Origin of the sequence: Bowmanella yangjiangensis (assembly GCF_018531185.1) — a bacterium.
Lineage (GTDB): Bacteria > Pseudomonadota > Gammaproteobacteria > Enterobacterales > Alteromonadaceae > Bowmanella > Bowmanella yangjiangensis.
Window position 1 is genome coordinate 367,653 of the sequence record NZ_JAHDJU010000002.1, and the last position, 18,704, is coordinate 386,356.

Consider the following 18,704-nt stretch of genomic DNA (forward strand, 5'->3'; position numbering starts at 1 on the left):
GGGTATCCTCATAGAATTAAATTATTTTTCTATCGAATTTCTATTTGAACCTGTGAGGTTAGTAGAACTGTCTATGTGAGTGGGTATTCACTTTCTTATGGCTAATAAATTCAGGGGCTTTGGGGGAATATATCGCGAGGTGCTTCTTGCAACACCCCAGCAAGTGAGACAATGGCTGCCAGGCATAGATACATATAAAATACCGGCTAGCACCACCGCCTCAGGGCTAATCAGCCAACGTCAGCTCCAGAATCTCCTGCCGTTCCCCAACGAGCAGCGTTGCCAGTATCTCATTGCCTTGAATATCGGTGAGGAATTCGATATCCGGGGAAACATTGCCCAGCACTTTAAAGGCACCGGATTGCAGATGATATGACCATAGCTGATTGTTTTTGTTGATGCCGTAGAGCTGTTCGTTGGTCAGTACAAAGCCTTTGCTTGAACCCTGATCATTCAGGGCATTAATCCTTTTGTCTTCAATGCTGCCGCGTTGCCAAAACTGGCGCAGATGATCCATAAAAACCAGTGTACCGCCTGGGTTTTGGGCGGCCCAAAATACCCGTTTATTGTTAAGTTGCTGGAATTCCATGCTACTGATATCAATGCTTACAAAGCGACTGGTATCGTTAAGCAAAACCCTGGCAATGACTTGTTGGGCATCTTCGTCCCAGTCATACAAACCCAATACGGGGTGAGGAAAATGAAGCTGACGCTGCTGCTTATCCACCGATAAGAGGTATAGACTCATGTCCGCCTGCACTAACAGGCTCTGACCGTCTTTGCTCCATAGTAGGTTGCTGACCATGGTACCTTTGGTAAAACTGCTTATCAGCGCGGCATTGTTATTCTCCAGCAACCAGACTTGCTCGCTGCCGGTCCGCTTTGAAACAAACGCAATGCTCTGGCCGTTGGGCCGAAACTTCGCCTTATCTTCGAGGTTGATTGAGCGCTCAAACACCTGGGCTTCCAGGTCCTGTGTTGGGTCATCAATGTGGACTTCGTCTGGAATCGACAGTCTGGCGACATCACTGTCATAACGGCCGGAAACAACCAGCAGACGATTACCGTCGGGGTGAAATGCCGGGCTGCCAATATTGGCGTCCAGGCCTATATTCAGCTCCTGTATTTGGCCTTGTTCAGACAAGGTAGAAAGTTGTCCCCTATAGGTAAGGAGCAGCCCCTTGCTGTCTGGCATAAACTCGGGAAGCAGCTTGGTGTAGCGTGGTGCCCCTGGCGGAAAGACAATGTTGTGGCTGGATTTCACTGTGCCATCGGCAAACAGCAAGTCGAGTCTTTGCCCGCCGCTACTTTTTAATGAGGTGACAGCAAACAATTGACGGTCGGCTGACCAGGCCAGGCCAAGCGTAATGCCATCTTTGGCCTCATACAGCGTAGAACTGCTCTGATCGGCAAGGGAGTAACGCACCAGCCGCCAGTTGCGATCCTCGCGTTGCATCAGGGCAATATGCTGCTCGTCCATCCAGATCGGGTTTCTAATCGCCGAATGTTGGCAGTCCAGTAATTCTTTGGCCTGTTGAGGTTCTTTCAACGCTGCCTGAAAATCCAGGCTCATCAGCTTAAAACAGCTGGGCTGATTAACCGGGGCAATGCAATCCTGTTCCTGAACAAATAGCAGGTTTTTGCCATCGGCAGACAGGTTATAACCCGAGTAAGTGCCCCGCTCTGCGGTAAGCTGCACTTCCTGCAAGGTGTCGGCATTTTTCGCCCAGATATGGTTAGTGCAGACCTTCTCATAATAACGGTGAAAGAGAATATATTGGCCGTCCGGGGAATACCTGGCGCCGTATTCCTTATCATCGGTGGCGGTCAGATAACGCAGGTCTTCAAGCTGAAAATCAGCCTCATGTTGTACAAAGGGCAATACTCCAACGGCAAGGACCAATAACGCTGCCAGCGCAGAATACCACCACAACTTGTTATGCTTTGGTTTTGCCGTTTTAGATTTTGGCGGTGCCATCTCGGGCTGGGGGAAGACGTTGACAGTATGCTCGGGGGGCAAAACAGGGAGGACTTCAGGTAACTGCCCCTGGCTATCAGCTGCAGGTTCAACGGTGCCGGTATCCTCCCCGGCTGACCAGCGCACTTCGACTTCCAGGCTGTAACCTTGTTTGGCATGGGTTTTTATCAGCGCAGAGGCGTGGCTGGTTTCACCAAAGGCTTTCCTTAACTGGGCGATACTGCGCTGCAAGGTATTGGGTGTCACGACAGTATTGGCCCACACCTGGTTTAGCAGCTCGTCGTGACTCACCACCCGGCCACTGTTCTGTGCCAGGTAAGTGAGTACCTGTAATGCTTTGGGCGGTAAGGTCTGAACATCTTGGTTGTGACTGATCTGGTTTCTGGACAGATCCACCAGAAACTTGCCTACCCAATACGCTTTGGTCATTGCCGAAATTGCCTGAAAAACATTAATAGAAACAAATGGATGTGCCATCCTACCATAGCAAGTGCGTTTAGGTAGTACCAGGGGCCGACGTCAGCAAAAAGTCAGCGAGATTTCATCGGCCTTTCAGTTCATTTTGTGCGCCGTGTTTTAGCCTGCCTTCTCCATTGTCACAGGCAAAAAAATATGAAAACGACCTACTTGCGGGTACTTTCCTGCTTACTACTGATTCTGGTTGGTGCAACCGCCTACGCCAAGCCTCTGGTGTTGCCGCAGATTCAGGTGATCCCGATTAAAGCCAGCGCCACAGAGCGTCAGTACGAGCTGCTGATAAAACTACCCGGTAACTATGCGGAAAATTCTGATAAGGCCTATCCGGTAATCTACTTCACCGATGCCTTATGGCACGTGGAGCTGCTGTCGGCCTCAACCTTCTTTCAGATGGAAGACAGTATTTTAGTAGGCCTTTCCTGGCAAAAAGACATAGATGCAAAGTTAATCGAAGCGGAAGGGGCGTATGTCAGCCGCTTCCGGGATTACTCCTTTGCCCCATCCAGCAATCCTGAGAACCAGGCTAAATACCAGTTTGGTCAGGCAGCCAAATATTTGGATTTTATTCGCCATGACGTGATTCCCTTTGTGGAGAGTCACTACCGCACTGAGCCTGCCAATCGCAGTTACTTTGGCTACTCAATGGGCGGCTTATTCGGCGCTTACATACTGCTATCACAACCCGATACCTTTAAGAACTATATGCTTGGCAGCCCTTCGGTTTGGCGCATGGCACAAATTGAAGCCCTGCCCAACAATGCAAAACCTTTTAACGCCAACGTCTTTGTGACTTATGGCAGCGAAGAGCAAAAGCTCAGTCCGCATGTGGACAGCCTTATCCAGTTTCTACATAACAAGAAGGATGCAAGCTTGTCCTTAACCCACAAGATCCCGGATGGCAGCCACCAGACCGCCTCGCCGATGACTGCCGTGATGGCCATAAACTGGCTGGCCACACTACAACAGCAAGGAGAATGATATGTTCCGGCTAAGTGTTTTTCTGCTGCTATTTTCCGGCTTGGCCATGATCTGTCCGGCCTACAGCCAGGAAGAATTCCCTGTTCTTGAGGGCCCTTATATGGGTCAGATGCCCCCGGGTATGGTGGCAGAACCTTTTGCGCCCGGCATTATCCCCAGGCAAGGCTGGGAGCTGGAAGGCGTATTCGCCCCTGGTATGCAGGAGTTTTATTTTACCACCAGAGGTGGGGAACGAACCCGCCCAACCGCGATTGGTTTTCGCCAACAACAAAATGTTTGGCGCAAGTTTGTCGAATTTACCCGTGACGGCGAGGTATTCTTTTCACCCGACGGCAGGCTAATGCATATGGCTGAAGGCTATAAGGAGCGTATTGATGGCGGGTGGTCTGAGCGCAAAAGCTTAGGCACCATGTTCGAACGTGAGGAATGGGGCATCATGCGTCTGTCGTCCTCAGCCATGGGCACCTATGTGTTTGATGACTATAAAAGTAAAGACGTGATCCGTATCTCAACCGTTAAAAATGGCCAGCGTCAGGAGCCCGTTCTGATGGGGCGCGCCATCAACAGTGGTGCCTGGACCGCACACCCTTTTATCGCCGCCGATGAAAGTTATCTTATCTGGGACAGCGAGCGGGAAGGCGGGTACGGTGATTCCGACCTATATATCAGTTTCCGACAACAAGATGGCAGCTGGGGCCGGGCTATCAATATGGGCGAAAACGTTAATTCCGACAGATGGGACGCCTACGCCAGTGTGACTCCGGATGGCAAATATATTCTGTTTAATCGCGGTATGGATGATGAAAATGCCAATGTGGATATTTACTGGGTCAGTGCGCAAATTATTGAGAAACTTAAAGCAAGCCAATAGGTAGTTGGCTTTATTTGAAGGGGTGTTGCAGCCTGGTGGGAAGGTGCAGCATAGGAAGTTAGGCATGACAAAAGGGAATCAGCCCCTGGGATGAGGTCAATGGAATTTCTGCGTATAGCTGGTCTTTTTGTAACGCTGGCATTGGCGGGCTGCGGCTTTCGTTATCTGCCTGAGCCGGAATTTCAGGGGCCGGTGTTAGCCGACCAGGCAATAAAAAATGAGCAATGGCTTGCCTTCTCGCCTGAGGCGGGCTATCAGCTAAATCTGGAATTTGGCTATGAGGACCCCAGCCATGTTCCTGCTCGCTTTGTACACTGGCAGGTTTTCAGCCTATATCGATTGCATCCAATTAAAGACCAACCACAAGGTTCCGTTCATAGATTGTCAAATTATCAGCGGGACACGCGCTTTAGTCTGCGCGGAACTTGGCAGATGGACGCGCAAGGTTGCCAGATTACCTTGTTTAAGGCGGGCAATGAGAAATTGCTAACTCTGGTCAGGCAGCAGTACACAGAGCATAGATCGGGTGAATCAACCCAAGGGTTCTTTAAGGTACAACAAAGTAGCCTGGCGGAGCTTGAAGGGCTGGTGTTCAACGTGCCTGAGCACAGCACCATCTGCAATTAAAAAGGGCTGATTAGCTCAGCCCTTTAAGGAACCAAAACAATAGCTCTGGTTTATCTCTGCAGCAGTTGAGCAGCCTGCTTGGCAAAGTAAGTAAGAACACCATCGGCGCCGGCACGTTTAAAGGCCAACAGTGATTCCATAATTACGGCCTCTTCATTTAACCAGCCATTGGCAAAAGCAGCTTTATGCATGGCATATTCGCCACTGACCTGATAAGCAAAAGTCGGCACGGCAAATTCCTGCTTGCAACGCTGCACAATGTCCAGATAAGGCATACCAGGTTTTACCATGACCATATCGGCACCTTCGGCAATATCCAGGGCAATTTCACGCAAGGCTTCATTGCTGTTAGCCGGATCCATTTGGTAGCTCTTCTTGTTGCCACCTTTAATGTTGCCTGCTGAGCCGACAGCGTCGCGGAATGGACCATAGTAGTTAGAGGCATATTTCGCTGAATAAGCCATGATGCAAGTATTTACATGACCCTGGCGCTCCAAGGCCTTGCGGATCAGGCCAATGCGTCCGTCCATCATATCTGAAGGGGCAACAATATCCGCGCCGGCTTCTGCATGTGACAGTGCTTGTTTGATTAGTACTTCACAGGTTTCGTCATTCACTATGTAGCCGTTTTCATCCATCAGCCCGTCCTGACCATGGGAGGTGAAGGGGTCAAGGGCGACATCAGAGATAACACCAAGCTCAGGTACGAATTCTTTCAGTGCCCGAATTGCTTTTTGCGCTAGTCCGTCCGGGTTAAATGCCTCACTGGCACATTCAGATTTCAGCTCTGAGGGGGTGACCGGAAACAGTGCAATGGCAGGGATACCCAACTTAACCAGCTCTTCGGCTTCTTTGAGCAACAAATCAATAGATAGTCTGGCGATACCGGGCATGGAAGTGATGTCTTCGGTGCGGTTTTTACCTTCTACTACAAACATGGGGTAAATCAGATCCTGCACAGCCAGGCGTGACTCGGCAACCAGTTGGCGGGTGAAGTCGTTTTTACGAATTCGACGAGGACGAACCAACGGAAAATCAGACATGGGAAGACTCCTGGGAATGATGACAAATTTGATTACGGCCAGCTTGTTTGGCCTGATAAAGCGCCTGGTCAGCCTTGCCAAGCAGAGACATCTCATCGCTATCCGATGCAATAATCTCGCTGGCGACGCCGCCACTGATGGTCAGAGGAATGGTGCCGGCCTGGCTGCTAATTGGGGTGTTTTCGACCATCTGGCGAATTTGCTCCAGTAACAGTACCGCGCCTTCGGTGTCGGTATTAGGCAGCAGCAAGGCAAATTCTTCCCCGCCGTAACGGCAGACATCGTCTGCTGGTCGGCGCAGGTGATCCTGAATAAGTTTAGCGACGGCCTTGATGCACTCATCGCCCACCAGATGACCATATTTATCGTTTACGCTTTTAAAATGATCGATGTCCAGCATGGCCACGCTCAGTACGGTTTGCTCACGGCGACTGCGGCGCAGCTCGGCAATATATTTTTTGTCGAAGTAGCGGCGGTTGCGGATCCCTGTCAGTGCGTCTTGGGTATTGCGCTCCTCCAGCTCCTGGTTTTTTTCCGACAGCTCACGCAGGGCTATTTCCAGCTCCAAGGTGCGTTCCTGAACATTGTATTCCAGCTCTTCCTGGGCTTTTTCCTGAAGTTCCCTGGAGTGGATCTCTTGTTCTAATGCTCTGCCCTGCGCAATGTAGGTCGCTTCCCGCTGCTCGTTATAGGTAATGGCTAATACCAGTGCCAGCAGGATGCTCTCGATAAGGGCGCCTACCATCAGCAGATAGTGGGAACTGATACTCAAGTCGATGACATCGAGGTTTTCCAAACTGGCAATCAGTGCGCTCAACAACAGGGTAAACCAAGCGAGCGCATAAAGCTTGGCTATGGCTATTCCTTTGCTGGCTAACCACAGCGCCAGACCGCAGACAAACACTACAGTGCCCATAAGCAAGACTAAAAAGGTTTGAATCATCAACCAGTAGGGCAGCATCAGGCTAAGCAGCAAACCTGTTAGGTACAAGGCACCGCAGATGAGCAGTCCTCTGTCCATCATCTGGCTGTGGGATTTGACCTGCAGTAATTCTCGCGTGAAAAATACCGCAAATAGCATGGTGGCGTTGGCAAACAACACCACACTGTGGCCTTGCAGCCATATGTTGTTTGGCCAGAAATACTTGTAGCCGATACCGTGCAGTGTCAGTAGCGTCAGACTGAGGAACAGGACATAGCCACAATACACCAGAAAGTTGGAGTGCCTGGTGGTGACAAAGAAGAAAAAGTTACTTAACGCCATGGCAGCCAGCAGGCCAAAAAAACTGCCCATCAACAGGTTATGTTCACCCGCATGAACAAGATACTGGTCGGCATTCCACAGGTTTAGAGGCAGCTTTAGCGAACCGCTGGTTCTGGTCCGAATAACGACATTCAGAGGAGACTGACTTGCAGGGACTGGAAACAAAAATTTCTCAGCACTGACATCACGGCTGCGAAACGGCAGGAGATCGCCGGTCACATAATCGCTCAGCAGTTTATCCCCTGCAAAAAACCACACTTCCAGCTCATCCAGCAGCGCATAGTCAACTTCCAGTAACCACTTATCTCTATTGTCGAGATTGGGTAATTGCGCCTTTAACCATAGTGTTGCATCAGGCATACCAAATGATAGTTGATTGCTCTGTTCGGTTTCCCAGGCTAGCTTGTTGTCCCGAAGAATACTTTCAATGTTCAGGCTATGTTGGGAGTCAAGCAGGTACTCTGTTCCTCTTCCTATGCTTTGGCTCGGTTGAGTTGTAGCGACGACTTCCAGAACTTTCAGTGCCGTGATAAAAGTGACAAGCAGGCCAATAAGCCCATACAACCACAGCCAACGACGACGGAGTTGAATACCACTAAGGGTTGTCATGACTTTTCTCCGGCTCGAAAAGAGCCAGACTGTTGGCAAAACTTTGCTTGGCTAATTCCGCCACCGGAATGTTCATCAGTGACGCCAGCTCTTCTGCCACTATAGGCAAGTGGCATGGCTCGCAGCGTTCAATTCTTGGGCGAATATGCCGTGGTGCCAGATAGGGAGCGTCAGTCTCCAGTAATACCCGCGACAAGGGTAGCGCAGTTACCGCTTCGCGCAGAGGCTGAGCTCGGCGCTCGTCACACAGCCAGCCGGTAATGCCGATATGTAAGTCCAGCTCCAGATAGGCTTCCATCTGCATTCTGTCACCGGTAAAGCAGTGGGCAACACCACCTGACAGTTTGTCTCTATATTGCTTCAATAAAGTGATTTGCTCGGGAAACGCGTCTCTTTCATGCAGAAACACGGGTTTTTGCAAGTCTGCAGCCAATTCCAATTGCTGTTCAAATACACGTAACTGGTCTTCCTTTGAGGAAAAATTTCGATTGAAATCCAGTCCGCATTCGCCGATGGCGCGCACCCTGTCGGCACTGGCAAGCTCACGCAGTCTAAGAAGGTAGTCTTGCTCGACTGCGCCCGCGTAGTGAGGGTGCACCCCTGCTGTACTAACTAGTTGATATTGTTCGGCTAATTGCAAAGCTGCACGGCTTTCTTGTACATCCGTGCCGGTAATCAGCAATTGGTTGACCTGCTTTTGTCTGGCACGCTCTATCACCAGATCCAGATCTGCACTAAACCTGCTGTTGGTTAGATTGACGCCAATATCAAACCAGGCCATGTTTATTTGATACGTTTAACCCTGATTTTGCGGTTGACGCTTTCGGAACTTAGGAAGAAAGATCCCAGCATGCCGCGTTCTATGTAGAGCTGCCCGTCTGGTAAAGGAAAACGACCAGTATCTGCCTGTTTCCAGACCTGGCCATTGGTCATGGTTAAAACCCACTTACCATAATTGTCTCGATCTTTGTCTTGCAAGGTGACCAGGATCTTATCTGCACTTTCTTCGCGGCTGATTTTTTCCTCCATGCCGAAATTCTTTTCCACATTTGACATGGTTGCTTCGGGTTGAGCGTGATGCTTAGGCGAAGACATCTGAGGTTGGGCTTTGCTGACAGCTGGCTGCGCGTTAACAATGGGTTGTGGGCTTGAGGGTTTATCGAGATCGCTATACTGACGAAGTTCTTTAGCCACTTTGTCATAGCAAACCAGTCTTTTTAAGCTGTCCTGTTCTTGTGAGCAGGCTTGTACTGCTGATGAAAGGGTTGCAGCCTGTCCACTCATTACGGTTAAACAAAGCGGTAGCGCAATTATTAGAGTTTTATTTTTCATGGCGAATCCTGATGTTCCGTTTCTTGTTCAGGTCGATAGTACAGAGAACCGGCTAGCACACCAAGTTCAAACAACAACCACATAGGTACTGCCAGTAAGGTTTGCGAGATGACATCCGGTGGTGTTAACAGCATGCCAATGACAAACACACCCACTATTACATAAGGACGTTTCTCTCTTAGCGCTCTCGGGGTTGTCACTCCAGTCCAACACATCAAAATAATGGCAACGGGAATCTGGAATGACATGCCAAAGGCAAAAAACAGCTTAAGCACAAAATCCAGATAGCTGTTGATATCCGTGCTTATGGTGACTCCTTCGGGCGCCACGCTGGTGAAAAAGGCAAAAGCCAGGGGGAAAACCACATAGTAAGCAAAGGCAATACCGCCATAAAACAGCAAGGTACTGCATACCAGTAAGGGCGCAATGAGGCGTTTTTCGTTGCGGTACAATCCAGGGGCGATAAATCCCCATGCCTGGTAAAGCACTACAGGTATGGCGACGAAAAACGACAGCACCATAGTCAGTTTAAAAGGGGCAAAGAAAGGTGATGCGACGTCGGTAGCGATCATTTGTGCGCCGGTCGGCATCACTTCCAACAAGGGGGTGGCTAACAAGTGGTATAGGTCTTGGGCAAAATACGCCAGACTGATAAATACCAGCAGCACCGCCAGCAGGGCTTTCAACAGCCGACTGCGCAGCTCTACTAAATGGCTGAAAAGGGTTTGCGAGTCTGACATCTATTCTTTTTGATAAGGTTTTTGCACCGAATCGGCCGCTTCTCGCAGTGTGTCTACCGATTCCTGTAATTCGGGTGAAAGATCCTTCAGGTTCTGTTGCTCGGCTTTCTTCAGGTTGTCATGCAATTCCTGGATTTTGAGCTGTTGCTCTACTTCCTGTTTGAAGTTGCTGGCCATAGAGCGAACACCTGAAATGGTGCGACTGGCAGAGCGAATCGCACCAGGCAATCGCTCAGGACCCAACACCAACAGGGCTACCACGCCAATGACCAATAATTCCCAGAAGCCGATATCGAACATGATTATTTTTGCTGCTGTTTATCAGCTTGCTGCGCTGCTTGGCTTTCAGCCTTATTTTCCATCTTTTGCTGAGGAAAGTCGGCGTCCTGCTCAGCTGATTGCTCGTCAGCTTTTTCATCAGTGACTGCTTTCTTAAACCCTTTGACCGCTGAACCCAGATCGCTGCCAAGGGTGCGCAACTTCTTGGTGCCGAACAGCAAGACGATGATTGCGAAAACAATCAGCAATTGCCAGATACTTATGTTACCCATGCTGTACTCCCGTTTAACACTTTTGCCGCTATTATACGTAGGTTGGACAAAAGGTCACTGCATTTGATCCATCGTAAGATAGTGGTCATGCTTGTGGTATCAGCTTGATAAAAGGAGCAGCTTTGAAGGGTCCATGGATTTTCATGATATTGGCCTTTGTGGCGTTGCCTGGGGTGTCTGAAGAGCAGCAAGATCCGCCAGTAGATAACCCCTGGCTGGATGAATTGCAGGTCAATGTGTCTGATTCCATTGATGCCACCGCCATGTGGTTTGATGCGTTCTTTGCTGACGAAACAGTACAGTTAGATGAAAAAGCCTACGGCGAAGCTCGTATTCGACTCGGTTGGGAACCACGTAGCCGGGCGGTTAACGAATTCGAAACCCGTTTTCGGGTGCGGGTCAAGCTACCGAATATGAAGCATCAAACCGATCTCATCTTCTCTGATTATGATGAAGACGAAGATGCCTCCAGTGTGAAAGCGGCTCGCAATGATGCCATAGATAACCGTAATCGTTTCTCTATGGCGCTACGCTGGACCGCCAAAAAAAGTGGCGACATGAATATTTCCCATCGCATTGGGGTTGGGCGTAAGTTGCAACCCTATGTGAAATCGCAGATTCGCAAAACCTTTGGACTATCAGATATCAATAACGTCAATCTGGAGGCGTCGGTCTACTACTACACACAAGACAGGTTCGGCAGTCATTTAATGGCGCAATATGAGCATCAGCTAGCTGGTAACGACCTGTTTCGCTTTGACAACCACTTTTATTTTCGAGACGAAGAGAACGATTGGATCTGGCAGCATGGCTGGTACAAATACAGTCAATGGGATGAAAAAACCGCCATGATTTATGGACTGTATCTGGAAGGTGGTACGCGGCCCAACTATCGTATCGAAGAGTATCTGGTCAGTACCCGCTGGCGCAAAAATGCGCTGAGAAAATGGCTGTTCTTCGAGGTGGAACCTTTTTTACTCTGGCGCCGCGATGAAGACTTTAAAGTCTCTTATGGTCTGGCGCTACGAGTTGAAGGTTACTTTGGACATTCTAGTTAAGCCAGTGGGCATGTTCATGCCCACTGGCTTGGCAAATTAAATAATATTAGCGAATCACCCAGGAGCGCAGCCAACAGAGTACGCCAGCAATACCTGCTCCTGCCGCGTAGGCATGACTGATAGGATATAGAGGCAACAGCACTGCCACAATTACTAAGGTGGCACCGAGCAACTGATAACGACGGCTGCGATGTTGCTTGTGTTGCTGCTGTTGCAGGGCTTCCATCCACTGCTGCTGTTGCTGAGGCAACTGACGAACCTGCTTGAGTGTATCGAACAGCAGATCCGGTACTTCCGGCATTTTCTCTGACCAGTAGGGCAAGTTGGCTTTGACCTTGCTGAGCATGGCCTTCAGCCCTATCTGCTCCTTCATCCAGTTCTCCAAAAACGGCTTGGCGGTTTTCCACAAATCCAATTGCGGATAGAGTTGACGGCCCAATCCTTCGATATAAAGCAGGGTCTTTTGCAGCAGTACAAGCTGTGGTTGTACCTGCATATTAAAGCGCCGCGCGGTGTTAAACAGCTGCAGCAATACAATGCCGAAACTGATTTCTGCTAAGGGCTTTTGGAATATTGGCTCACACACCGTGCGCACCGCCACTTCAAATTCATCGATATTGGTATCAGCCGGTACCCAGCCTGAATCCACATGTAGCTCAGCTACTTTGCGATAGTCACGGTTAAAGAAGGCCACAAAGTTTTCGGCCAGATAACGTTTATCCTCTCGGTTGAGGGTACCGACTATGCCGAAATCTATGCCAATGTACTTTGGATTCTGCGGATTTTCTGTGCTGACAAAAATGTTACCGGGGTGCATATCCGCGTGAAAAAAACTGTCGCGAAACACTTGGGTAAAAAACACTTCAACACCGCGTTCAGCCAGCTTTTGCATGTTGGTGCCCTGGGCCATCAGGGCATCCACATCCGCCACTGGTATGCCATGAATGCGCTCCATCACCATCACATTTTTGCGGCAGTAATCACTGTAGATGTGCGGAATATAAAGGGAGTCAGACTCTTCAAAATTACGTCTTAGCTGTATACCGTTTGAGGCCTCCAGCAGCAGATCCAGCTCGTCGAGAATAGTGCGCTCGTATTCCTTGACCACTTCCACCGGTCGCAAACGCTTGCCATCGGGCAGCCACTTTTGAACCGCCAGGGCCAGGGTTTGCATCAGCTCGATATCTGCATGAATAGTATTTTCGATATCCGGGCGGATGACTTTGACAACCACGCGTTGCCCGTCTGGCTTTAGCAGGGCGGTATGTACCTGGGCAATAGAAGCTGAGGCTAGCGGTTTAGGGTCAAACTGTTCAAAGAGCTCTTCCAGGCTGCTTAAGCCAAGCGCCTTGCGAATAGTATCCTGGGCGCGTTCACTATCGAAAGGCGGAACCTTATCCTGCAATAATGTCAGCTCGTTGGCGATATCCGGCGGCAGCAAATCGCGCCGGGTCGAGAGCATCTGACCAAACTTGATAAACACCGGACCGAGGGATTGCAATGCCAGACGAATACGTTCGCCGCGGTTCTTGTCTGGGTATTGGTTGGTTAACCAAAAAGCACTGCTTCTGGCCAATCTTGCGTACCAAGGCAGCCATTTGGCTGGAATCAGTTCGTCCAGGCCATGTTGTAATAAGGTTTTTTGAATCGTATACAGACGAGTCAGGCGCACTATCTCTTTGCCCTTTGTTCTAGCTGGTTAAGCCGCGCTTCTAAGCGGGCAGTGTCGGCACGTAGTCGGTTCACTTCCTGGCTGAAATCTTCAACGGCTAGTCGATGCGGGACAAGTTGCTTCTCCTGCAAGGCCCCATCTTTAATAATCTGCCCCAACTGCAAAAAATGACTCTTAGCTCGTTGATGAATATTCTTCACCAAACGAACCGATTCGTGGGCAATCACATCGCCGGTATAGCGGGAAATATGCTCTTCCCAATCGATATCCAGTTCTTTCATCAGGGCAGCAAAGCTCTGAGCTGTGTGCATATCGCCGTTCAGACTGAGTTTTTTATCCTGAATCAGGGCGCTGATGTTGGCCGGATCCTGCATTTCATTTAAATGCGAAAGTGATAATGCCATGGCACAGTCAACCGGCTGCTCCTGATCCATCAGTACATCAATACGTGATGAAAACACAAAGGTCAGCGGCCAGGGCATTTCCTGTAATTTGATACGCATGCGCTTGCCGTCAAGTTCAGCTAAACGTTTCTGGCTATTGGGATCCAATGCCAGCACCTTATTTAGCGCCAGTTCCAGCGCACCGGCCAGTAGCTGCGGCATAGGCATTAGAATTTGAATCCGCGATGCAAGGCGACAATGCCACCGGTCAGGTTGTGGTAGGTGACTTGTTCAAAGCCGACGTCTTCCATCATACCTTTCAGAGTGTCCTGATCAGGGTGCATACGAATGGACTCGGCCAGATACTGATAGCTTTCGGCATCGCCTACCACCAATTGGCCTACTTTAGGCAGTACATGAAATGAATACAGATCATAGGCTTTGCTCAGTGCCTCGATTTCCGGTTTGGAAAACTCCAGCACCAGCAAACGACCGCCGGGTTTCAGTACCCTGAACATAGACGCCAAAGCTTTGTCTTTATCGGTCACATTACGCAGACCAAAGGCGATAGTTATCAGGTCAAAATGATTGTCGGGAAAGGGCAGGCATTCGGCGTTAGCTTGAACATAGTCGATATTGCCGACTATGCCTTTGTCCCGCAATTTATCGCGGCCGACTTTCAGCATCGAATCGTTGATATCAGCCAGTACCACTTGGCCTTTTTCACCCACCAGACGCGAAAACTTTGCTGCTAAGTCACCGGTTCCGCCGGCCAGATCCAGCACCTTGTGGCCGGCTCTTACACCGCTGCAATCTATGGTGAAGCGTTTCCAGATGCGATGAATACCCATGGACAGCAGGTCATTCATCAAATCATATTTAGCCGCAACAGAGTGGAATACTCCCGCCACCATTGAGGCCTTGTTGTCCTTGTCGACCGTCTTATAGCCGAAATGCGTTTGATTGGAATCGGATTGCTGGTTCATGCTCTGTCCTGTGGGCTGGGCAATTTGCCGCGTCAGTCTACGCGAATGGGCTAAGAATACCAGATTCTGCCGCGGCAGCGCATGGCATTTAGACCTTTTACTGCAGCTTATCGCCCTATTAACTTAATCTTCGCATTGCGCTACCGGCGTGGGGCGGGACTTCTACTGTGTCACCCAGCATTCATCTTAAATAGAGCAGCAGCAAAGCGTCACGTGGTAAGTACCGAGGTTGTCGACAAACTTATCAATTTCCCTGTCGGCCATACCGATACTCTGGCGTGAGCACGGTCAATCCAGGCCGAATACAAACTGATAACTACAGCCACCCGGCTGACCAATAAGGCTGAGATCCCCTTTAGCATTTCACCACTAAGGGAGAAACCGTGTTTAGTTTCCATATATCACTGCAAAATATTTATTTTTCAATAAATTAAGTGGATTTTGTTAGAGCGTCCAGTGCGGGGTAAAGGGACGAAAGGCAAATTCTCTGGGAGATAATTGCAACTGCCAGAATAACGGCTGTTCCACCCCCTGAATGGGATTAGTTGCTGCTAAAGCCAAGGTTGCATTGGGAAGCTGAAAATGCCGGGTGTAGCAGCGCTGCCAAATGTGGACATGAGGCAGTGAGAAAGATTGCATAATCGAAATGCCTTGTAACTTGGCAAAGGCTTCTTTGAGCGTCCAAAGATCGTAGAATCGACGGGGATTTGTCAGACTGAGCAACTGATCCTGGTTGGGTAAGGCTGCTTGTAAACGGGCCAAGGAAGATAGCTTGCGATCATGATGTTGTACATCTAGCGCAATGTTTCTGTCAGAGCGATCTGCAATAGCAATCCAGTTACCGCTATGTGACAAACTAAAACAAGCACATACCTTGTCTTCAAGAAATAAACCGGTGGCTGCCAGAGATTCACAATAAGCCACTCGTAATTGCGACCATAAACTCGGATTAGTTGAGAAGTACAGTGCTTTTATAAACAAGCGACTAAATAAGAATTCTGTGCGTTTTATGTTTGCTAATTTGGCAAGATAACCCTGCTCCTGCTCGTGTAAAAACCAGTCTTCTGTAAGCTCGCCTTGTACTTCCAGCAAATGAAACAAATGAGATTTTGGACTCACGTTCAATTTTCTTGATGCAGCATTAATGCTCGATTTGTTATAATCGCCGGTCAACTTTTTACAGTCCATTAGCTAAACAGGGAGAGACGCGTGAAACGTATAAAATTTTATGCCTTGGCATTGATGCTCGTGTTATTGGCTGGTTGTGGAACTTCGCAATATATCTATAACGTATCAGGAAAGCAGTTACAGGTTAATGCCAGTTCTGAACAAATAGAGCAAGCCATACTGGATGCTGCCGCTTTTAAAAGATGGACTGTAAAAGAAAAAACACCTGGCCACATAATTCTTGAGATTAATGTACGTAAACACTATGCCAGTGTTAGTGTCGATTACGATCAAGGTGGTTATTCAATTAAATACTTGGATAGTTTCAATCTCGACTACAAGTTCAACAAAATTCATCGTAACTATAACAAGTGGGTGAAGTTGCTCGAGATGGAAATTGACCAACGATTAGTGTCTCGACGCTGAGTTTATGTATTTTGGTATAGCAAACTGGTCTGCCTGGGTGGCTGGAGTCACTTCTGAGCAAGAACTGAGAGAATGGGCAAAAGGAAGCTCGTTACCAGCAACCAGTGAATTCCCTCAGGTTGAGTTTGTGCCCAAAATGCACAGACGCAGATTGAGTGCGCTGGCAAAAATGGCGCTTAGCCGAGCCGAGCAGATTCCGGACTACACCCAATTACCATCGGTGTTTTGTAGCCGCCATGGTGATCTGCCTAAGACCTTGGAGTTGCTGCGTGATGTTGGCACCGCACAGCCATTGTCGCCAACAGCCTTTGCACTTTCCGTACATAATGCCGTTTCCGGCCAATTTGGAATTTATTCCGGCAATCAGCAACCCACAACCTTGATCAGTGGCGGCCGTGACAGTTTCTTTATCGGTCTGCTTGAAGCGCTACTCAGAATGCGCTCTCAACAACAGACTCGCATGCTTTATGTCTATGCAGACATGCCTCTTCCTGTGCCTTATGACAGGCAAGCTGACGAACTTCAGATACCTCATGCTATTGCCCTGGAGATAACAGCTAGAGGCGATTATTCGCTAGATTACTCTGCCGCTACTGGTGCCAGCACATCTGATGCATGGCCCCTTTCATTGGCTTTTTTGCGCCAATGGTTAGTCGCAGGCAAAAATTGTGAGATTGAGGGGCAGAGACATAGTTGGAGTGTGCGACATGGCTAATCTCAATCGCATTTGGCGTTTTTTTGCCACTGCCTTTTGCTTTAGCTTGTTTGGGTTGGGTGGGCTGTTTCTGGCTTTGATATGGTTTCCGCTATGTAATTTGTTTTACTCGGACCAAGCCCGTAAGCGTGCCAATTGTCGTGCCATTGTCAGACAAACCTTTGGTTTTTTTGTCACCGTCATGTGCTGGGTTGGAGTGATCCGGGTATCCTTGGAAGAAGCACAAAAATTGCGTGCATTGAGTGGTAAGGTGGTTATTGCCAACCATCCGTCATTGATTGATGTGGTGGTGCTGATTTCGCTCATACCCAACGCCGATTGTGTGGTGAAAAGCAGTTTACTGCGCAATCCCTTTATGCGCGGAGTAATTAAGGCGACGGGCTACATCAGCAACGATAACGTGGATGAGTTATTGGCTGACTGTGAACGTTCATTATCACAGGGCAATAATCTGATTATTTTCCCTGAAGGAACCCGCACTCACCCCGGACAGAAATGCCATTTTGTGCGGGGAGCGGCGAACATTGCGATTCGCACGGAAAAGGATTTTCAACTGGTGTTTCTGCGCGTAGAACCACCCTTCCTGACCAAGGGGTTGCCCTGGTACAAAGTGCCTGAGCGTCGTGTTGATTTTATGCTGCGCGTGGCGGGTACTTTTAATGTGCATCCTTACCTGAGTGACAATGTTACCGGCGCGGTGAGGAAACTGACCAAAGACATAGAAAATCTGTTCATTCAGGAGTTGAAAAATGACGGAAGCACTGAAGGCCGAGCTTAAGGCTTTGATTATTGAGTGTTTGGATCTGGAGGATATCAGCGTTGAGGATATCGACAGTGATGAACCGCTGTTTGTTGAGGGACTGGGGCTGGATTCCATCGATGCTCTGGAATTAGGTTTGGCCATTAAGAAGAAGTATAACGTCAGCATTGACGCCAATGCTCAGGACACCAAGCGACACTTTGCTTCGGTTTCCAATTTGGCCGCCTTTATCTCTGCAGCCGGTTAATATTTAAGAGCAAAAATAATGACAAAAGTAGAAATATTCGAACACCTCAAGGACATTCTGGTTAACGAATTCGAGTTGCCGGAAGAACAGATTTCATTGGACGCGAATTTGTACGAAGAGCTGGATATGGACAGTATTGATGCTGTCGATTTGGTGGTTAAATTGCGCGAGTTCAGCGGTAAGAAAATTGAAGCCGAGGCCTTTAAACAAGTCCGCACTGTCGGTGATGTGGTGGATGCTGTTTATCAATTGATGACTGAGTAAGCCCCCGTGAATTGGGTACTGACCCTGCTGCTATTTCTGTACCCGTTTATTTTGTATGCCGGTATGCAATTCAGCTCAGCCATTTGGGTTGCGCTGTGTTTACTTCCCCTTGCTATATGGCGTTTGTGGGGGTTGCGTCGGCATATCAAGGGGGGTTGGTTGTGGACTGGTATCTGCGTGCTGAGTTTACTCTTTGGTCAGAGCATTCTGTCTGATTCGGATTTAGGCATGCGGCTCTATCCTGTACTGGTGAATCTGGCTTTGTTGGTGTGGTTCACAAGCTCGTTGTACTTTCCACCGCCGGTGGTTGAGCGATTGGCCAGACTGAAAGAACCTGATCTTCCCGCTCATGCCATCACCTATACCCGTAAGGTTACCAAGCTGTGGTGTATTTTCTTCCTGTTGAATGGCAGTGTGGCATTGTATACCAGTCTGTTTTCATCCTTATCTGTATGGACTTTCTACAATGGCTTTCTGGCCTATTGTTTGATGGGGATGCTCGGTGCAGGTGAGTATCTGGTGCGACGTAAGGTAAAGCAGGCGCATGGTCAGTAGT

Annotated in this window: 23 protein-coding genes; 10 read left to right on the plus strand and 13 right to left on the minus strand. The window is 49.0% G+C overall.

The genetic code is table 11. The features are described 5' to 3' along the window. Positions 1 to 226: 226 nt before the first annotated feature. The gene (locus tag KJY73_RS11215) at positions 227 to 2,407 is read right to left on the minus strand and encodes a winged helix-turn-helix domain-containing protein (protein ID WP_214343858.1); all 2,181 of its coding nucleotides are present in this window, start codon (positions 2,405 to 2,407) and stop codon (positions 227 to 229) included. A gap of 183 nt (positions 2,408 to 2,590) precedes the next feature. Between KJY73_RS11215 and KJY73_RS11220 the strand changes: the two genes are divergently transcribed. The 3 genes from KJY73_RS11220 to KJY73_RS11230 all read left to right on the plus strand — a co-directional run bounded on the left by KJY73_RS11220 (position 2,591) and on the right by KJY73_RS11230 (position 4,931). Further along, on the plus strand, positions 2,591 to 3,433 hold the full coding sequence (locus tag KJY73_RS11220; RefSeq protein ID WP_214343859.1) for an alpha/beta hydrolase: 843 nt from the start codon (positions 2,591 to 2,593) through the stop codon (positions 3,431 to 3,433). A 1-nt stretch (position 3,434) separates the two neighbouring features. Then, the gene (locus KJY73_RS11225; protein WP_214343860.1) at positions 3,435 to 4,304 is read left to right on the plus strand and encodes a TolB family protein; all 870 of its coding nucleotides are present in this window, start codon (positions 3,435 to 3,437) and stop codon (positions 4,302 to 4,304) included. 99 nt (positions 4,305 to 4,403) lie between these two features. Continuing rightward, the gene (locus tag KJY73_RS11230; RefSeq protein WP_214343861.1) at positions 4,404 to 4,931 is read left to right on the plus strand and encodes a hypothetical protein; all 528 of its coding nucleotides are present in this window, start codon (positions 4,404 to 4,406) and stop codon (positions 4,929 to 4,931) included. A gap of 50 nt (positions 4,932 to 4,981) precedes the next feature. Here the strand turns inward: KJY73_RS11230 and hemB are convergent, their stop codons facing one another. The 7 genes from hemB to tatA are packed head-to-tail and all read right to left on the minus strand — an operon-like array spanning position 4,982 to position 10,470. After that, positions 4,982 to 5,974, minus strand: a complete 993-nt coding sequence (gene hemB / locus KJY73_RS11235) for a porphobilinogen synthase (protein ID WP_214343862.1) — start codon at positions 5,972 to 5,974, stop codon at positions 4,982 to 4,984. Beyond that, the gene (locus KJY73_RS11240; protein WP_214343863.1) at positions 5,967 to 7,847 is read right to left on the minus strand and encodes a sensor domain-containing diguanylate cyclase; all 1,881 of its coding nucleotides are present in this window, start codon (positions 7,845 to 7,847) and stop codon (positions 5,967 to 5,969) included. The genes hemB and KJY73_RS11240 overlap by 8 nt, the downstream gene beginning before the upstream one ends. Beyond that, the gene (locus tag KJY73_RS11245) at positions 7,834 to 8,628 is read right to left on the minus strand and encodes a TatD family hydrolase (RefSeq protein WP_214343864.1); all 795 of its coding nucleotides are present in this window, start codon (positions 8,626 to 8,628) and stop codon (positions 7,834 to 7,836) included. Before KJY73_RS11245 ends, KJY73_RS11240 begins: the two co-directional genes overlap by 14 nt. A gap of 2 nt (positions 8,629 to 8,630) precedes the next feature. Next, positions 8,631 to 9,179, minus strand: a complete 549-nt coding sequence (locus tag KJY73_RS11250) for a PI-PLC domain-containing protein (RefSeq protein WP_214343865.1) — start codon at positions 9,177 to 9,179, stop codon at positions 8,631 to 8,633. Next, positions 9,176 to 9,919, minus strand: coding sequence for a twin-arginine translocase subunit TatC (gene tatC / locus KJY73_RS11255; RefSeq protein ID WP_214343866.1), 744 nt, complete (start codon positions 9,917 to 9,919; stop codon positions 9,176 to 9,178). Before tatC ends, KJY73_RS11250 begins: the two co-directional genes overlap by 4 nt. Continuing rightward, entirely contained in the window at positions 9,920 to 10,219 is a 300-nt protein-coding gene (gene tatB / locus KJY73_RS11260; protein ID WP_206594600.1) for a Sec-independent protein translocase protein TatB, read from the minus strand. It abuts the gene before it with no gap. 2 nt (positions 10,220 to 10,221) lie between these two features. Further along, positions 10,222 to 10,470, minus strand: coding sequence for a Sec-independent protein translocase subunit TatA (gene tatA / locus KJY73_RS11265; protein WP_214343867.1), 249 nt, complete (start codon positions 10,468 to 10,470; stop codon positions 10,222 to 10,224). Positions 10,471 to 10,592: 122 nt separating this feature from the next. On the opposite strand from tatA, the gene KJY73_RS11270 reads away from it, so the two are divergent. Then, entirely contained in the window at positions 10,593 to 11,528 is a 936-nt protein-coding gene (locus tag KJY73_RS11270) for a hypothetical protein (protein WP_232848572.1), read from the plus strand. Between the two features lie 46 nt (positions 11,529 to 11,574). Here the strand turns inward: KJY73_RS11270 and ubiB are convergent, their stop codons facing one another. The 5 genes from ubiB to KJY73_RS11295 form a co-directional block, all read right to left on the minus strand. Then, positions 11,575 to 13,200, minus strand: a complete 1,626-nt coding sequence (gene ubiB, locus KJY73_RS11275) for a ubiquinone biosynthesis regulatory protein kinase UbiB (RefSeq protein WP_214343868.1) — start codon at positions 13,198 to 13,200, stop codon at positions 11,575 to 11,577. Then, on the minus strand, positions 13,200 to 13,811 hold the full coding sequence (locus KJY73_RS11280) for a ubiquinone biosynthesis accessory factor UbiJ (RefSeq protein WP_214343869.1): 612 nt from the start codon (positions 13,809 to 13,811) through the stop codon (positions 13,200 to 13,202). The genes ubiB and KJY73_RS11280 overlap by 1 nt, the downstream gene beginning before the upstream one ends. Further along, positions 13,811 to 14,569 carry a bifunctional demethylmenaquinone methyltransferase/2-methoxy-6-polyprenyl-1,4-benzoquinol methylase UbiE gene (ubiE, locus tag KJY73_RS11285; protein WP_214343870.1) on the minus strand — a complete coding sequence of 253 codons (759 nt, stop codon included), beginning with the start codon at positions 14,567 to 14,569 and terminating at the stop codon, positions 13,811 to 13,813. Before ubiE ends, KJY73_RS11280 begins: the two co-directional genes overlap by 1 nt. Before the next feature lie 209 nt (positions 14,570 to 14,778). Then, positions 14,779 to 14,967, minus strand: a complete 189-nt coding sequence (locus KJY73_RS11290; RefSeq protein WP_214343871.1) for a hypothetical protein — start codon at positions 14,965 to 14,967, stop codon at positions 14,779 to 14,781. Positions 14,968 to 15,013: 46 nt separating this feature from the next. Continuing rightward, positions 15,014 to 15,688 (minus strand): 4'-phosphopantetheinyl transferase family protein, encoded by a 675-nt coding sequence (locus tag KJY73_RS11295; protein ID WP_214343872.1) that lies wholly within the window; start codon positions 15,686 to 15,688, stop codon positions 15,014 to 15,016. A 90-nt stretch (positions 15,689 to 15,778) separates the two neighbouring features. Here KJY73_RS11295 and KJY73_RS11300 point away from each other — a divergent pair, with 90 nt between their 5' ends. Genes KJY73_RS11300 through KJY73_RS11325 form a run of 6 tightly spaced genes read left to right on the plus strand, consistent with a single transcriptional unit; the run spans position 15,779 to position 18,703 of the window. Then, positions 15,779 to 16,162, plus strand: a complete 384-nt coding sequence (locus KJY73_RS11300) for a hypothetical protein (protein WP_214343873.1) — start codon at positions 15,779 to 15,781, stop codon at positions 16,160 to 16,162. 4 nt (positions 16,163 to 16,166) lie between these two features. Next, positions 16,167 to 16,877, plus strand: coding sequence for a beta-ketoacyl synthase chain length factor (locus KJY73_RS11305; RefSeq protein WP_214343874.1), 711 nt, complete (start codon positions 16,167 to 16,169; stop codon positions 16,875 to 16,877). Then, entirely contained in the window at positions 16,870 to 17,655 is a 786-nt protein-coding gene (locus KJY73_RS11310) for a lysophospholipid acyltransferase family protein (RefSeq protein ID WP_214343875.1), read from the plus strand. The genes KJY73_RS11305 and KJY73_RS11310 overlap by 8 nt, the downstream gene beginning before the upstream one ends. After that, positions 17,627 to 17,884 (plus strand): phosphopantetheine-binding protein, encoded by a 258-nt coding sequence (locus KJY73_RS11315; protein WP_188690849.1) that lies wholly within the window; start codon positions 17,627 to 17,629, stop codon positions 17,882 to 17,884. The genes KJY73_RS11310 and KJY73_RS11315 overlap by 29 nt, the downstream gene beginning before the upstream one ends. Positions 17,885 to 17,899: 15 nt before the next feature. Beyond that, positions 17,900 to 18,148, plus strand: coding sequence for an acyl carrier protein (locus tag KJY73_RS11320; RefSeq protein WP_214344612.1), 249 nt, complete (start codon positions 17,900 to 17,902; stop codon positions 18,146 to 18,148). A gap of 6 nt (positions 18,149 to 18,154) precedes the next feature. Further along, positions 18,155 to 18,703, plus strand: coding sequence for a COG4648 family protein (locus tag KJY73_RS11325; protein WP_332874194.1), 549 nt, complete (start codon positions 18,155 to 18,157; stop codon positions 18,701 to 18,703). The last annotated feature ends 1 nt before the right edge of the window (position 18,704 follow it).

Excerpts from the sequence above, each read along its gene's own strand:
- KJY73_RS11310 (WP_214343875.1), top strand. The coding sequence starts at position 16,870 with ATGGCTAATCTCAATCGCATTTGGCGTTTTTTTGCCACTGCCTTTTGC.
- KJY73_RS11215 (WP_214343858.1), bottom strand. The coding sequence starts at position 2,407 with ATGACCAAAGCGTATTGGGTAGGCAAGTTTCTGGTGGATCTGTCCAGA.
- KJY73_RS11315 (WP_188690849.1), top strand. The coding sequence starts at position 17,627 with ATGACGGAAGCACTGAAGGCCGAGCTTAAGGCTTTGATTATTGAGTGT.
- KJY73_RS11305 (WP_214343874.1), top strand. The coding sequence starts at position 16,167 with ATGTATTTTGGTATAGCAAACTGGTCTGCCTGGGTGGCTGGAGTCACT.
- KJY73_RS11250 (WP_214343865.1), bottom strand. The coding sequence starts at position 9,179 with ATGAAAAATAAAACTCTAATAATTGCGCTACCGCTTTGTTTAACCGTA.
- KJY73_RS11220 (WP_214343859.1), top strand. The coding sequence starts at position 2,591 with ATGAAAACGACCTACTTGCGGGTACTTTCCTGCTTACTACTGATTCTG.
- tatA (WP_214343867.1), bottom strand. The coding sequence starts at position 10,470 with ATGGGTAACATAAGTATCTGGCAATTGCTGATTGTTTTCGCAATCATC.
- ubiE (WP_214343870.1), bottom strand. The coding sequence starts at position 14,569 with ATGAACCAGCAATCCGATTCCAATCAAACGCATTTCGGCTATAAGACG.
- KJY73_RS11290 (WP_214343871.1), bottom strand. The coding sequence starts at position 14,967 with ATGGAAACTAAACACGGTTTCTCCCTTAGTGGTGAAATGCTAAAGGGG.
- hemB (WP_214343862.1), bottom strand. The coding sequence starts at position 5,974 with ATGTCTGATTTTCCGTTGGTTCGTCCTCGTCGAATTCGTAAAAACGAC.
- KJY73_RS11280 (WP_214343869.1), bottom strand. The coding sequence starts at position 13,811 with ATGCCTATGCCGCAGCTACTGGCCGGTGCGCTGGAACTGGCGCTAAAT.
- KJY73_RS11245 (WP_214343864.1), bottom strand. The coding sequence starts at position 8,628 with ATGGCCTGGTTTGATATTGGCGTCAATCTAACCAACAGCAGGTTTAGT.
- KJY73_RS11240 (WP_214343863.1), bottom strand. The coding sequence starts at position 7,847 with ATGACAACCCTTAGTGGTATTCAACTCCGTCGTCGTTGGCTGTGGTTG.
- KJY73_RS11225 (WP_214343860.1), top strand. The coding sequence starts at position 3,435 with ATGTTCCGGCTAAGTGTTTTTCTGCTGCTATTTTCCGGCTTGGCCATG.
- tatC (WP_214343866.1), bottom strand. The coding sequence starts at position 9,919 with ATGTCAGACTCGCAAACCCTTTTCAGCCATTTAGTAGAGCTGCGCAGT.
- tatB (WP_206594600.1), bottom strand. The coding sequence starts at position 10,219 with ATGTTCGATATCGGCTTCTGGGAATTATTGGTCATTGGCGTGGTAGCC.
- KJY73_RS11230 (WP_214343861.1), top strand. The coding sequence starts at position 4,404 with ATGGAATTTCTGCGTATAGCTGGTCTTTTTGTAACGCTGGCATTGGCG.